Origin of the sequence: Drancourtella massiliensis (assembly GCF_016900655.1) — a bacterium.
GTDB classification, from domain to species: domain Bacteria; phylum Bacillota; class Clostridia; order Lachnospirales; family Lachnospiraceae; genus Sellimonas; species Sellimonas catena.
Genome location: NZ_JACJKH010000116.1, coordinates 1 through 359 on the forward strand (window position 1 = coordinate 1; position 359 = coordinate 359).

1 pseudogene is annotated in these 359 nt (G+C 44.0%); it reads left to right on the top strand.

What is annotated here, in order from left to right:
- Positions 1 to 359 (top strand): annotated as a pseudogene (locus H6A32_RS17080) (ISNCY family transposase); the annotation flags it as partial.

Below are 359 nucleotides of genomic sequence, written 5' to 3' on the forward strand. Positions count from 1 at the left end.
TCGACTCTGCAAAAGCAAATATGACCATCTTTGATTCTTCCGGTATTGAAGCTTTTGTCACCGAAAACAATCCCAAATATGCCAATCGGATCATCCGTCAGCTGAAAGCCTTTGCGAAAGCACATGGCTTTGATCAGTCCTACGACCCTTATAAGGCCGCCTACAGTTCCATGCCTTCCCATGCTTCTGCGAATCCTGAAATCAAGCAGCTGTATATCAATGGGCATTTTTGCTATGTCTTCAAATTTGGCATTGTCACCAATGGGCTGGGCATTATCCGTCATATCTCTTTCTACAACAAAGACTTTATGGCGTCCCATCCTGATATTGTTGTCGAAAAGAAATCGGACTCCCCTGAT